Here is a 14,390-nt window from a genome sequence, read left to right on the forward strand (position 1 = left end):
CTGCAAAATTTCAATACAAAGATGTAATTATTGAGCTTTTAAAGTTAACTCAGATAAAGAACAAAAGAGCAATAACAAAAAAGAAAAAAGTACTTCTACAAAATCGACTACGGCTAGTCGCTTAGCTCATGACAATATCCATCTTTAATTTAGCAATGTCTAAAAAATAAAGTAATATGAATTTTAACTTAATATAATTACCGAATATGTCTTTTTTTGACCGCAAAACTGCAATTATTAAACTCTTAAAACTCATGCCGGCAAAGAGTTTACTGCTTCTAAAATAGCAACCTAGCTAGTTGATACTTATCCTGAAGAAGCAAAGAAAAAAGAGGAAGCAAGCAATGATAAACGATTACTTAATGCTAAAAGCAAAGTAAGAAAGAGAAAAATTATTATCATGATTTATAGAAATGAATTGAATAAGCTATTGAACGCTATACAACAAATAGAACCGAACATTAAGATAATAAAAAAAGGGCTTTTGACTAAATATTGTTATGTTAATAATACTAATAGAGCGGTTAATTATAATGAGGTATATTATAATAAAAAATTTGACCGTAAAAATGCAGTTATTGAGTTCCTTAAAGCTCATCCAGGGAAAGAATTTAGTAATGCTCAAATAGCCTACATGGATTGTTTAATACTTATCCTGATAAAACAAAACGAAAAGTACAAACACGCAACGGCAAACGATTACTTAGCACTAAGAATAAAGTAGCAGAAAAAAATTATCATAATGATTTATAGACACAAATTAAGGTGATTACGTACTATAACATCGAACCGAACATTAATACAATAAAAAAGGGAAATCGGGCTAAATATTGTTATATTAATAATACCGATAAGATATTTGATATATCCAAAATTATTAAAGCCCTTGAAAATTATAAGAAGCAGGAGCTTACTACTATGGAAATGGTTCAATTGCTGTTAAGTGCTAACGCGAAATAGTTAGTGATTGCAAAAATAGACGACTATATGCCAGCAAAGGTGAGTTCTGCGAAACTCACAGTTAGCAATGCCTAATCCTAATGGGATTTTACAAAAACTATTGCATATTGCAGCTCTTTAGTTTATTTTGATTAGCAAACTATATACAGAATTAATGGATTATTAAAATGGGAATTACCATATTAAAAAACGAAGGATTGGATTTTCATGCAAGAATTTCTACTCCTTTAAGTGAGATAGATGACGATATTCAAAAAGAATTACTTGATTTAACCAAAAAAGTTAAAATAGCAGGTTTTAGAGCCGGTAAAGTACCGGTTTCAATTGTTAAGAAAAAATACGGTACTTCCGTCAGGAATGATATAATAGAAAGAAGAATTAACAATTCAGTAAATCACGTTATTAAAGAGCATAATCTAAATATAATCGGTAGACCTAAAATTGAAGAATTACAAAACGAATCCGATAAAGCTTTAGAATTTACCGTAAAAATAGAGCTATTACCTAAAATTACTATTCCGGATTTAAAAAAAATCTCACTAGATCGTCCAAAATTAGAAGTAAACTCTAAAGATGTTGAAGAACAACTAGAAAAACTTGCTGCATTAACAAAAAATTATACTAAAGAAAGTAAAGCAAAAATAAAAGACGGCGATCAGGTTACTATTGATGCAATCGGGTACATCAAGGAGAAAGCTTTTGAGGACGGTAAATTAAATGATTTTAAGGTAATAATAGGTAGTAATGCGCTTATTCCCGGTTTTGAGAAACAATTAATAGGTTCTAAAACAGGTAGTAAAGTAGATGTTAATGTTACTTTTCCTGAAAATTACCATGCTAAAGATTTAGCAGGTAAGGATGCTCGTTTTGTAGTACAAATTAAAGCAGTACATACTGCAGAACCTACCGTTATCGATGACGAATTTGCTAAAAAATTCCAAAGTAATAGCCTTGAAGAATTGCGTACACATTTTACTAAACAAATAGAAAATGAGTCGGAAGAAGCTATTAATACTATAATGAAAATGAACTTATTTGATAAGTTAGAAAAATTGTTAGATTTTGATGTACCGGAATCTTTATTAGAGCAAGAAAAAAATATTCTAAAGTCCGGAACCGATAAAAATGAACAAGATGAATCATTATTGAAAGATAAATCCTCTAAAGAAATAACAGCATATTATAATAAATTAGCCCTACGCCGTGTGCGAATAGGCTTATTACTTGCTGAATATGCAAAATCTAAAAATTTGCAATTAGAGCCTGATGATTTAAGAAAAGTTATTATGCAACAAGCACGTAATTTTCCTGGGCAGGAAAATATGATATTTGATTTTTATAAAAATAATCCTAGAGCAATTGAAGGACTTAAAGGTCCTGCCTTAGAAGATAAAGCTGTACAATATATATTTAATCACGAAATAAAGCTTAAAGAAAAGAAATATACTAAGGAAGAGCTAGAGAAATATCTAGAAGCAGAAGAGCAACGTATTACTTTAATTTAAAGCTTATTCATTGTCATTGCCAGCGAACGTTAGTGAACGTGGCAATCTCAGGAATCCTCGTAATGACAATCCTCAGTATCCACGCAGGCAATACCTAGTAGTATTACTTCTGATTTTTTATAGTCTCTAAAGCAAGTTTAACTATTTTATTTACTCCAGCATTAGTGCAGGTAGAGATAGGAAAAATTTCTTTATTAGTAGCTTTCTGCAGCTTATTTATTTTTTCCTGTATTTCCTCATCTGTGAGAACATCGCATTTATTAAGACATATGGTTTCGATTTTATTTTTTAAATAATCGGAATATAATTCAAGCTCAAGACGTACCGTATTATAATCTGCAACTACATCATTACTAGAGCCATCTATTAAATGTATTAATACATTACATCTTTCTATATGCTTTAAGAATTTATCGCCAAGTCCGTGACCTTGATGAGCCCCCTCAATTAAACCAGGAATATCGGCTATGACAAACTCTTCGTCATCAACATATACCACTCCAAGATTTGGCACTAAAGTAGTAAAGGGATAATCGGCAATTTTAGGCTTGGCTGCCGTTACAACGGATAAAAAAGTAGATTTACCGGCATTTGGAAGCCCCACAAGCCCAACATCAGAGAGAAGTTTTAAACTTAAATGAATCCACATTTCTTCGGCAATTTCTCCTTCCGTACGCTTTCTTGGAGCTTGATTAACCGACGATTTGAAATGGCTGTTACCAAGACCACCACTTCCTCCTTTAATTATTTCAAAGCTTTGATCATCCACAGTGAAATCATAAAATAATATATTGCCGTCCTCGGAAAAGATTTGAGTACCGATCGGAACATCAAGAACTAATGATTTTCCTGATTTACCGCTTCTATTTGAATCTTTACCGTTTTCGCCGTTTTCTGCGGTAAAATGCTGTTTATATCGATAATTTACTAGCGTATTAAGATGGTGATTACTCCTGAAAATAACACTACCGCCACGTCCACCATCACCACCGTCCGGTCCGCCTCTGTCAATAAATTTCTCACGATGGAAACTAACACAACCATTGCCGCCGTTTCCACCTTTTATATATATTTTAACTTCATCAATAAAATGCATATGATTTATATTTTCAACGTCATTACAAGGCGCGAAGCGACGTGGAAATCTCATCAAATCTCTTGAGATTGCTACGCTCCTTGCAGTCGCTCGCAATGACGAAAATGTTTACCTCTCCCGAATACCCTTATACTCTCTATGTACATAACCGGTGTAAAGCTGTCTAGGTCTGCTGATTTTTTGTTCAGGGTCTTCGTGCATTTCTTTCCATTGTGCCATCCAGCCTACGGTTCTTGCTATTGCAAAAAGTACCGTGAACATTTGCGACGGTATACCCATAGCTTTATAGATAATACCCGAATAAAAATCAACATTTGGATATAATTTTCTCTCAATAAAATATTCATCTTTAAGAGCGATAGCTTCAAGTTCTATTGCTATTTGTAAGAACGGATTGTTGTCTAGCTGCCCGAGTTCCTTTAATACTTCTTTGCACGTTTCTTTAAGTACTGCGGCACGCGGGTCATAGTTTTTATATACACGATGACCAAAACCCATTAATCTAAATGGATCATTTTTATCCTTAGCTTTAGCTATATATTTAGGAATATACTCAGAACTACCGATTTCTTTAATCATATTTATTACCGCTTCATTAGCCCCGCCGTGAGCAGGTCCCCAAAGTGAGGCAATACCCGTGCTAATACAAGCAAAAGGGTTAGCTCCGGATGAGCCAGCAATTCGGACTGTTGAAGTAGAAGCATTCTGCTCATGATCGGCATGTAGGATAAATATCTTATTAAGAGCATTTTTTATTATTGGATTTACTGTATATTTCGTACAAGGCGTTGCAAACATCATATGCAGAAAATTTTCGGTAAAATCTAACGAATTATCAGGATAAATAAACGGTTGTCCTATAGAATATTTATAAGACATTGCAGCGATGGTAGGTATCTTAGCAATCATTCTAATAGCGGTAAGTTCGTAATCTGCTTCCTTAAAATTCAATAAATCAGGATAAAATGCCGAAAGAGAACCGACAGCCGCAAGCATAATAGCCATAGGATGAGAAGAGCTACAAAAGGTTTGAAATAAATAGTGTAATCTTTCATTCACTAATGAATGATGAGCAACCTGTTTAGTGAAATTATTATACTGCTCGCCACTTGGTAGTTCCCCATAAATCAGTAAATATGCCACTTCTAAAAAATCACTTTTCTCAGCTAAGTCTTTAATATCATATCCTCGATGCCGCAAGATTCCTTTATCACCGTCTATATAGGTGATAGTAGACTGACAAGAAGCAGTAGACATAAAACCCGGGTCGTAAGTAAAGCAATCGGCTTCCGCAGATACCCTACTTATATCGATTACATCCTCACCGATACTTGCTTTAAGTATAGGTAATTTAAATATTTTTCCTCTGATTTTTAATTCAGCAAATTCTGAATCATTATTATTTTCATTGGTCATATGGATATACCTTATTTTTATACATCAGTAAGTATAACCCTAATTTAATGAAATTAGAAATGCATTATGATTTATTAGGATTTAAAAATTTTCTTTGATATCTTGCTCAACTTGCAAGGTTAATGAAAATTAAAAACGCACATGCTTCTACTTTCAACTGCAAGCCTAAAGCGTTTAATAAAGACCCTATATTGTCGACACTTGGATTACCTTTGCTAGATAATATTATATATATATGTATGTATGTTGCCTATTTATATGAGCTTCTTTAGAGATTTTTGCAACCTCCTCTTGCTATAATGGCTTCTTTTAAAATAGCCATTATAGCTCATTATTATGATCTACGCAATATTGCTCTAACGCTTCATTAATATAATACCCTACTAATATTTCCTCATGTTGTAATTTTTCTTTTAAATAATCTGTAAACTTTCCATATAACACCCTCAATTTCGTTTATAAACTTCTTCTATTATTTCTAAGGCTTTTTTAATATCTTTGCCTTGAGTATCTTTATTACCTGCATTTAATAGCAGAATATCTGTTATAAAAATTGTATTTGTTTAGTGTTTTGCATATTAAGCTTAACTAGAGATGATTACATATATACGACTAATTGTCCAGTAGAAAATTATTTTGAAAAGTACGTGAAGCTGTTAGTACTAGATTAATGTACAAGTTATGCAAGAAGTCTATTATTGACTAAATACTCCTTAATCTTGAGTAAATCATACCAAGAGGTGCGTTTTTGCATAGGTTGGCGGAGTAAATAGGCAGGGTGGAAGATTGCCGTAGTTTGAATAGGAGCGGATAGATATTTATTGGTATAAAAATAATATTCTTGTCTAATTTTAGTAATACCCGAATTTTTTCCAAGTAAGCTAGTTGCAGCCGTGCTACCGACTAGAATAATTAGCTGCGGGTTAATAAGAGCAATATGCTTCTCGACAAAAGGTCTACAAATATCGACTTCTTCGAACGTCGGCTGTCTATTAGCAGGAGGACGCCAAAATACCGTATTAGTAATATAAGCGTTATTTTTTCGTGAAATTCCGATAGCATGTAGCATATTATCAAGTAAATTGCCACTTTCGCCGTAAAAAGGTATTCCTTTCAAATCTTCGGTACTTCCCGGGGCTTCACCTATTAACATAATTTTAGCTTCCAAATTACCGTCACCGAAAACCGTATTAGTAGCAAATTTCTTAAGTTCACAACCATTAAAATTTAGTAGAGATTCTTTTAGTTCTTCGATATTATTAGCTTTATCGGCAAGAGATCTTGCTAGGGTTATATTATCATGAACTTTATCATTCATATTGAATGCAGTTTCTTTTGTAGACATAAGTTTTACTTGTGGCTTTTCAGTTAGTTCAGTATTATTACGTACCTTTAATTGCGGTGGATGTTCATGGCAATAATATTCAACACCGATTGCACTTAACCATTTAAGCGTATTATTCATTATCTTAAAATAAAATATGTTAAAATATTCCGTACCACACGAACTAAATGGCATAAGGCTTGATAAAGCTCTATCATCGCTTCTTGAAAATGCTTCAAGGAATCAAATCCAAAAAGCTATTAAAGATTCGCAAGTACTAGTTAATGATGTAATTATTTCTGATCCTGATGTTTTGGTCAAGGAGAATGATATTATATTATTTTCTTTTAAAGAACCTGAAGAGCTAAAAATTGCAGCAGCAAATGTAGCACTTGATATAATATATGAAGACGATGATTTGATAGTAATTAACAAAGCTGCAGGTATGACGGTACACCCAGGAGCAGGGCATCATGACGATACGCTTGTTAATGCTTTATTACATCATACAAAAAACTTATCGGATATCGGCTCATCAGAAAGACCCGGGATAGTACATCGTTTAGATAAAGACACTACGGGCTTGATGGTAGTTGCTAAAAATAATAAAGCACATATGCTACTTGCAAATCAGATAGAACAAAGGCAGGTAATACGGAAATATAAAGTGTTAGTGTGGGGAGTAATAAATCCGCTAGAAGGAGTCATTAAGAATAATATAGGTCGCAGCCGAAGCGATCGCCAAAAAATGACCATATTAAAATATGGCGGCAAAGAAGCCGTTACACATTATAAGATTCTAGAATTATTTTATAAAGGTAGTATTAGTATGGTGGAGTGCAAGCTTAGTACGGGTAGAACTCACCAAATTAGAGTACAGCTAAGCCATTTAAAGCATTCGGTAGTCGGCGACCAAACTTACGGCAATAACGACCGAAAAATTGCTCATTCTCCCCCTGAACTAAAAGCAAAATTAATTGATTTTAAACGTCAAGCCCTGCATTCTTGGTATTTAAGTTTTACTCATCCGACTAGTAATGAGATTATGGAATTTTCCTGTGAGTTGCCAAGGGATATGGAAGAGATAATTAGTTTATAATTGACAAAATATTAATCCTTAATATTATATTAAAAATTAATATTTATTTATAAAATGAAAAAAGCTAATGCTAAATTAGAAGAAGCCTTATATTCTATGGAAGAGGGTATTTTAAACCTGAAAAACAAAAAGCGCGCTTAGAAAAGATTTTTACTTTTCTGCAAGATTTAAGTACCGCCACAGACAAAATTATTTCCTTAGATATAAAATTATAGAGATTGGCCAGAAGCAAAAGATTTTATTTTAAAATTAGGTAATAATTTATCTTTTAAACCGCAATCTATAAAAATTGCTAGTTCTTCCCAATATAGTACAGAACATGAAATTAAAATTTCTGAATTCGTTAATGAAATTCTTTCTCTAAGATTAAAAACAGGCATAGATATTAATAATAGTACGTATATTAATGATGCAAATTATAGGAAAGAACTTTTATTAAAAAAATTTTTAGAAGAATTTAAAAAAAATGATTTTAATGAGCAAGAAGAACAATTAAATAAATTTATAAAAGTTGCATGCAAAGAAGCAAAAGCACCTGATAATATAGACATGCAATATATGCAAGCTCTGCGGATTTTCTCCGAATTTGATTTCAGTAAAATAGATGAAAAATATTCTAATTTACAACATCTTTTTACAAAGCTATATAAAGCACAAGAAGTAAAATCAGAAATTTATCATTATGAAGTAGAAGATGATTTACATTTTTATATGGTAAAAGTTAATGGAGTAAATGTAACTACTTGGCAAAATTTCTCAAAGAAACAGGGGGAGTTTATAAACCAGTCCGGGAAAAAGAATATAGAAAAGCTTTTATGGGCCTAGATGCTTTTGACTCTAGCATAGAATATCATGACCAAGATTTAACAGATGTATATGTAGTTTTTACCTATAATAAAACATGGGAACAGAAAAGTAGTATTGATATACCATCGATAGAAATGATCATAACTATGGCAACTTCCAGAACGCAAATTTTATTTAAAGCTCCAATATATGACTATAATAATACTAAAAAACATTCTAGTCTTTCGCTTAAACTTCATAATTTTATTGCTAAATGTGCAGAGATTATTTATCCTAACAAAAAAGAATATATGATTACTGTTCCAACAAAAAATATAACTCATATTATTATTAAAGAATATGAGAAAAAACAAATTTTAGGTGAGAAGAAAGCTCCCATAAAATTTACCGAAGCAGGATATGGTGCTTTTTCTGACTTGGTTTTGTATGGGAAAAATGGTGAAGTACTAAATAAACTAACTGCTGACCAGATAAGAGGAGAGTTCGCTTGGTTTTGTACTAGTCCTTATTTATTAAAAAATCAACACGAACAAGAACCTTTAATCACTTATGATTTAGAAACATTAGCAAATCTTAGCTTTAAAAATAGCTATATAGATATTATTCAGAAATAATTGGTGATATAATAACATAAAACGGTTTATGAAAATAATTAAAATACCTAAAACCAAAAATTATCTTAAAATAGATATTATAACTCTGGAACCCGAATATTATAAGAATAAATTTGGTAATAATATATTTCGTGAATTTACTGAACTTAAAAAACGAGCACCACTAGGTAGTGTAGATGAGATTTTAGAAATGAAAAATTTTGGCAGAAAATAAAACTTTCCATGCAATGTTCTATAAAGCAAATTCTTAGTGACGCTACAGATAAATTAAATAAAATAGGTATTAGTTCGCCGCAATTAGAAGCACGAATTTTACTACAGCATGTTATAAATAAACCTATTGAGTATTTACTTATTAATCTTGATGAACAGTTAAATGAAGCCAAGATAGAAGCTTTTGAAAAACTGTTAGCAAGAAGATTAAAGCATGAACCGATAGTATATATTACAGGTGTTAAAGAATTTTACTCACGTGAATTTATTGTTAATAAACATGTATTAATTCCAAGAAGCGATACTGAAGTTTTGGTGGATGTTGTATTTCAATGTCATTCCCGCGAAAGCGGGAATCCAGAAAAAAAGCAACCGAATCCCTGCTTTCGCGGGAATGACATAAGCGAAAACTGCAATGACAAATTCTTAAATATCCTAGAACTTGGCACAGGTAGCGGCTGCATTGCTATCAGTCTATTATGTGAGTTACCGAATGCTAATGTAATTGCAACCGATATAAGTCTTGATGCTATAGACATTATCAAAAGTAATGCGGCAAAATATGAGGTAACGGATCGCATTCAGATTATTCACAGTAATTGGTTTGAGAATATTGAAACTCAGAAATTTGATTTTATCGTTAGCAACCCGCCATATATAGCTCACAGCGAAAAATCAGAGATGGCAATTGAAACAATCAATTATGAACCGTCTATTGCTTTATTTGCTGAAAAAGACGGACTGCAAGCTTACTTTCTCATCGCCGAAAATGCCAAACAATTCTTAAAACCAAACGGTAAGATTATATTAGAAATAGGGTTTAAACAGGAAGAAGCGGTAACCCAAATTTTCTTAGATCATGGTTATAATATTGAAAGTGTTTATAAGGATCTACAAGGTCACAGTAGGGTAATATTATTTTCTCCTATTAATCTCAATCGGTCATATGCAAGACGTATCGGTAAAAGCTTATCAGGAGTGCAAAAGAATTTATTAGATAACAAACTACCAAAATATTTATTTTCTAAAGAAAAGCTTGTAAATGAAAAACGTAAAGTATTTCTTGAGATAGGCTTTGGTATGGGTGAGCATTTCATTAATCAAGCTAAAATGAATCCTAATGCACTTTTTATTGGTATAGAGGTATATTTAAACGGAGTTGCAAATGTTTTAAAGCTTGCAGGCGAACAAAATATCACGAATTTTTTATTATTCCCTAATAATTTGGATTTAATATTAAATGAGATACCAAGTAATAGCCTTGATGGAATTTATATTTTATTTCCCGATCCATGGATAAAAAATAAGCAAAAAAAGAAACGTATTTTCAATAAAGAACGACTTAAGCTTTTACAAGATAAGCTAAAAGACAATGGTAATTTAGTATTTGCTTCCGATATCGAAAATTATTTTTATGAAGCAATAGAGTTAATACAGCAGAACGGTAATTTTGAAATTATAAATAAAAATGATTATTTAAAACCGCACGATAACTATGTAATTACCAAATATCATCAAAAAGCTATTAAGGCGAATAGAACGCCGAAATTTATGATTTTGCGGCACGTTTTAGGCGATCATTAATTGCAGCCCCTATATTCACTTGAGGTATAGGGCTAACTGCTATACCTCTTACATCATGAGATGCAGCATAATCGTCAAGTATTCTTAAATAAGCATAAAGATTTGCAGCGGCTTCTATAAAGTCACCTTTTACACTTAAGTTTAATGAAAATCTTCCTGTAAGATTGCTATTGCTAAAATTTAATCCGATTTCTTTATCCTCTAAATTTATAGCATTTAGCCTAACCGGTACTTTTGGTGAATAGTGTTTTGCAAGCATTCCCGAAGCTTTTATAGTACTTGTCTCTGATGCTTTTAAAACTTCTATCCCTAGTATTTCTCCTAAAATTTCAGCAGTTATAAACCCTTCTCTAAGAATAGTAGGAGTAACAGTTGTTGTATCAATTATCGTTGACTCTAGCCCATATTTAGATTGATAGATTTCAGGTGCTAAAATAAAAATTTCCTGATTATCCTTAAAATGTTTTGTGACATGCTCAGCGTTAGTCGGACTAATATAGTTTGAAGGGTTAGCACTTGGGGCAGCTATAGGTATGCCTGATTGTCTGATAAGCTCTAACGCTACAGGATAAGATGGTATCCGAAGTGCTATGGTATTTAGTCCTGCTGTTACGCTAGGAGCAATATTTGCATTCTCTTTTAAAGGGACAACTATAGATAATGGTCCAGACCAAAATTTTTCTGCTATTTTTGTAGCTAAATCGTCAAACTCCCCTATTTCCTTTGCTTGCTCTATGGAGGAGACATGCACGATAAGCGGATTGATAGCAGGACGCTCTTTGAACTGAAAAATCTTTAAACACGCCTCATTATTTGTGGCATCCGCACCAATCCCATAGACTGTTTCAGTCGGAAAAACAACCACTTTACCTGATTTTATAAATTGAACTGCTTTGTTTATCATAAGCGGTTAAACTTAGCTACTTTATCAAATAATTCACAAATATTCTGTAATAACGACAAACGATTTTGAGCGATCTTTGGATCAGAGTCATTAACGAGTACATTATCAAAAAAGCTAGTAATGGGAGTTAATAGAGACGATAATAAATTTAATGCTTTCTTATAATCTTTATCAGCTATACTATCTATAATTTGCGGAGAAATTTTTTGGATTACTTCAAATAATTCTTTTTCAGGTTGTGTACTAAAGAGACTCGCATCAACTAAGCCGGTAATTTTCTGATCACCAATTATATTGCTAGCTCGTTTGTAAGCATTTAATAATTGCTTGCCTGCGTCTTCTATTAAAAATTCTTTTAACGCATCAAGCTTAAAGTTTGTATCTACTAAATTTAAGTCAAGAACTGCATTAATTAACGCAATATCATAGTCATTTTTAAAGTAAAATTTTGCTCTTTCTTCAAAAAAAGATATTATTAAATTCTTATTTTCGTCAGATGAATCTTTATATAAGTTTATAGAAAAATTAATTAAATCATTAAAATTTAGCTCTAATTTATTTTCAAGTATTATTCTTATTATACCAAGAGCTTGACGTCTTAAGGCATATGGATCACCTGAGCCTGTTGGTGTTTCCCCTGCTATCATCAAACCTACTAAACTATCTAGCTTATCGGCTAAAGCAAGTAAAGCCGCATTTCCACTTGGTAAATTGTCGCTCAAACCTTGCGGTTTATAATGGTCTCTAATTGCAGCGGCTATTTCTGCATTTAGCCCTTCATGTTTTGCATAATAATAACCCATAATCCCCTGTAAATCAGGAAATTCCCCGACCATCTCAGAAACAAGATCACTTTTGCAAAGTCTAGCTGCTGTAATCAAATCCTTATTATTTGGAGCTATATAATTACAAATATCGGTTATGCGTTCAATTTTTTCTCTTAAATTACCAAGCTTTGCATGAAATGTTACAGCTTCTAATTGGCCTAATCTTGATTCTAAAGTTTTAGCTATATCCTGCTTACAAAAATATAAAGCATCCGAAAGACGTGCCGATAGAACTTTCTCGTTACCTTGAATAACTAGTTCAGCATTTGTAAATCTGCCATTACTGACAAAGAGAAAATATGGTGTGAAATTTCCTGTTTTATCAAATAAACAAAAATATTTCTGATGCGTACGCATCGAAGAAATAAGTACTTCTTTAGGTAACTCTAAAAATTTTTGCGGTATTTTTCCAAGCAGCACAACAGGAAATTCGCTAAGCCCTACTACTTCTTCTACTAAACGATTATCTTCTTTTATAATTAACTCATGAGAACTTGCTAGTTCCAGTAAACCGGTTTTAATTATTGCCTCTCTCTTTGCTCTTTCTAAAATAACATGATTTTCTAAAAGCTTATTTCTATAATCTTCAAAATCTGTTACTTCTAATTTTTTATTATCAGTAAGACGATGCCCATACGTAATATTATTAGCGGTTAAATGCCCAAATTGCATCGGTAATATTTCGCCGTCAAATATGCATAAAATATTTCGCAGAGGTCTAATCCATTTTATTTTGTAATCACCCCAAAACATCGATTTTGCCCAGCTATATTTATTAATAGCCTCTATAATAATCTCCGGCAAAATCTCTTTTATTTCTCTTTCTTCTGTTTTTTTGACAAAGAAATAATATAGCTGATTACTAATTAATTTAGTAGGAAGCTCTAATTTACTAACATTATGAGCTTTACAAAAGCCGTTAATAGCGGCTTCCGGAGCTTCTATGCTTGGTCCTTTAATTTCTTCCTCTTTTGGCAAAGTTATCTTTGGCAAATGGGTAGCATGCAGCGTTATCCTGCGAGGTCCCACGAATACTTGTACTTTTGCAAATATTTCGTTTTCTTCAAAAATTTTCGTGAATATATTTAAATAACCCTCTTCAGCATTTTTTTGCATAAAAGCCGGAATTTCTTCGCTAAATAGTTCTAATAATAACTCGCTCACTTGTTCATCTCCAACCATTTTGTACAACAAATTCTAGCTAAATGACGCACTCTTAAAACATACGAAGCACGCTCAGTGACGCTGATTACTCCAAGTGCATTTAGTTGATTAAATGCATGACTTGCCTTAAGGCATTCATCATAAGCCGGCATAGGTAAATTAGCTTTGATTAATCTCTCACACTGGTCTTCGCTATCCTTGAAATGTCGCAGTAACATTTCACTATCGGCAAGCTCTAAATTATATTTTGAAAATTGCCCTTCAGCTTCGAAATCCACTTCACCGTATTTTAAAGCTTTTTCGCCTACTTGCCCGCTCCAATCAAGCTCTCTTACTTCATCAACACCTTGAATATATAAAGCAAGCCTCTCGAGTCCATAAGTGATTTCACCGGCAACGGGACGGCATTCAATACCACCGATTTGCTGCATATAAGTAAATTGCGATACTTCCATACCGTTACACCATACTTCCCAGCCAAGCCCGGCAGCACCTAAGGTTGGCGACTCCCAATCATCTTCAACAAATCTGATATCATGAATTTTTAAATCTATGCCTAAACATTCTAAGCTTTTAAGATATAACTCTTGAATATTATCTGGAGACGGCTTTAAGATAACTTGAAACTGATAATAATGCTGCATTCTATTAGGATGCATGCCATACCTGCTATCCCCTGGTCTTCTTGATGGCTGAACATATGCAACAGACCAAGGTTTAGTACCAAGGCAGCGAAGTACAGTTGCAGGGTGAAACGTACCGGCTCCAACATGGGCATCGTAAGGTTGCAATATTGCACAGCCATAATCCTGCCAATAATTTTGTAATGTCAGAATAATTTGCTGAAATGATAGTTTTTTCATAGGGTATTATTATT

The 14,390-nt window shown here is 32.7% G+C and carries 15 protein-coding genes; 7 read left to right on the top strand and 8 right to left on the bottom strand.

Translation table 11 applies throughout. From position 1 onward, the window contains the following. Positions 1 to 400: 400 nt before the first annotated feature. Positions 401 to 724: a hypothetical protein gene (locus RC_RS09985; protein ID WP_010977862.1), complete on the top strand. Its 324-nt coding sequence runs from the start codon at positions 401 to 403 to the stop codon at positions 722 to 724. A 403-nt stretch (positions 725 to 1,127) separates the two neighbouring features. Next, positions 1,128 to 2,465, top strand: coding sequence for a trigger factor (gene tig, locus RC_RS06485; RefSeq protein ID WP_010977864.1), 1,338 nt, complete (start codon positions 1,128 to 1,130; stop codon positions 2,463 to 2,465). Positions 2,466 to 2,568: 103 nt separating this feature from the next. On the opposite strand, the gene obgE is transcribed toward tig, so the two are convergent. From obgE to RC_RS06505, 4 genes are all read right to left on the bottom strand, one after another. Continuing rightward, positions 2,569 to 3,561 carry a GTPase ObgE gene (obgE, locus tag RC_RS06490; protein ID WP_010977865.1) on the bottom strand — a complete coding sequence of 331 codons (993 nt, stop codon included), beginning with the start codon at positions 3,559 to 3,561 and terminating at the stop codon, positions 2,569 to 2,571. Between the two features lie 108 nt (positions 3,562 to 3,669). After that, positions 3,670 to 4,977: a citrate synthase gene (locus RC_RS06495; RefSeq protein WP_010977866.1), complete on the bottom strand. Its 1,308-nt coding sequence runs from the start codon at positions 4,975 to 4,977 to the stop codon at positions 3,670 to 3,672. Between the two features lie 321 nt (positions 4,978 to 5,298). After that, on the bottom strand, positions 5,299 to 5,421 hold the full coding sequence (locus RC_RS10900; RefSeq protein ID WP_016830563.1) for a hypothetical protein: 123 nt from the start codon (positions 5,419 to 5,421) through the stop codon (positions 5,299 to 5,301). A gap of 235 nt (positions 5,422 to 5,656) precedes the next feature. Beyond that, positions 5,657 to 6,442 (bottom strand): uracil-DNA glycosylase, encoded by a 786-nt coding sequence (locus tag RC_RS06505; protein ID WP_004997170.1) that lies wholly within the window; start codon positions 6,440 to 6,442, stop codon positions 5,657 to 5,659. Between the two features lie 16 nt (positions 6,443 to 6,458). Here RC_RS06505 and RC_RS06510 point away from each other — a divergent pair, with 16 nt between their 5' ends. Continuing rightward, positions 6,459 to 7,400: an RluA family pseudouridine synthase gene (locus tag RC_RS06510; RefSeq protein ID WP_010977868.1), complete on the top strand. Its 942-nt coding sequence runs from the start codon at positions 6,459 to 6,461 to the stop codon at positions 7,398 to 7,400. Positions 7,401 to 7,609: 209 nt separating this feature from the next. Here RC_RS06510 and RC_RS09700 read toward each other — a convergent pair whose 3' ends face one another. Further along, on the bottom strand, positions 7,610 to 7,780 hold the full coding sequence (locus RC_RS09700) for a hypothetical protein (RefSeq protein WP_016830565.1): 171 nt from the start codon (positions 7,778 to 7,780) through the stop codon (positions 7,610 to 7,612). Positions 7,781 to 7,958: 178 nt separating this feature from the next. Between RC_RS09700 and RC_RS06515 the strand changes: the two genes are divergently transcribed. The 4 genes from RC_RS06515 to trmB are packed head-to-tail and all read left to right on the top strand — an operon-like array spanning position 7,959 to position 10,618. Continuing rightward, positions 7,959 to 8,225: a hypothetical protein gene (locus RC_RS06515; RefSeq protein ID WP_146709460.1), complete on the top strand. Its 267-nt coding sequence runs from the start codon at positions 7,959 to 7,961 to the stop codon at positions 8,223 to 8,225. After that, positions 8,216 to 8,821 (top strand): hypothetical protein, encoded by a 606-nt coding sequence (locus RC_RS06520; RefSeq protein ID WP_041471754.1) that lies wholly within the window; start codon positions 8,216 to 8,218, stop codon positions 8,819 to 8,821. Before RC_RS06515 ends, RC_RS06520 begins: the two co-directional genes overlap by 10 nt. Before the next feature lie 28 nt (positions 8,822 to 8,849). Beyond that, positions 8,850 to 9,035 carry a hypothetical protein gene (locus RC_RS06525; RefSeq protein ID WP_004997160.1) on the top strand — a complete coding sequence of 62 codons (186 nt, stop codon included), beginning with the start codon at positions 8,850 to 8,852 and terminating at the stop codon, positions 9,033 to 9,035. Between the two features lie 8 nt (positions 9,036 to 9,043). Further along, entirely contained in the window at positions 9,044 to 10,618 is a 1,575-nt protein-coding gene (gene trmB / locus RC_RS06530) for a bifunctional peptide chain release factor N(5)-glutamine methyltransferase PrmC/tRNA (guanosine(46)-N7)-methyltransferase TrmB (protein WP_010977871.1), read from the top strand. On the opposite strand, the gene RC_RS06535 is transcribed toward trmB, so the two are convergent. The 3 genes from RC_RS06535 to RC_RS06545 are packed head-to-tail and all read right to left on the bottom strand — an operon-like array spanning position 10,584 to position 14,376. After that, positions 10,584 to 11,522, bottom strand: coding sequence for an L-threonylcarbamoyladenylate synthase (locus RC_RS06535; RefSeq protein ID WP_010977872.1), 939 nt, complete (start codon positions 11,520 to 11,522; stop codon positions 10,584 to 10,586). The genes trmB and RC_RS06535 overlap by 35 nt on opposite strands. Further along, the gene (gene glyS / locus RC_RS06540; protein WP_010977873.1) at positions 11,519 to 13,513 is read right to left on the bottom strand and encodes a glycine--tRNA ligase subunit beta; all 1,995 of its coding nucleotides are present in this window, start codon (positions 13,511 to 13,513) and stop codon (positions 11,519 to 11,521) included. The genes RC_RS06535 and glyS overlap by 4 nt, the downstream gene beginning before the upstream one ends. Then, positions 13,510 to 14,376 (bottom strand): glycine--tRNA ligase subunit alpha, encoded by an 867-nt coding sequence (locus tag RC_RS06545; RefSeq protein ID WP_010977874.1) that lies wholly within the window; start codon positions 14,374 to 14,376, stop codon positions 13,510 to 13,512. The genes glyS and RC_RS06545 overlap by 4 nt, the downstream gene beginning before the upstream one ends. Between the last annotated feature and the right edge of the window lie 14 nt (positions 14,377 to 14,390).

It is taken from the genome of Rickettsia conorii str. Malish 7, assembly GCF_000007025.1.
Classification (GTDB): domain Bacteria; phylum Pseudomonadota; class Alphaproteobacteria; order Rickettsiales; family Rickettsiaceae; genus Rickettsia; species Rickettsia rickettsii.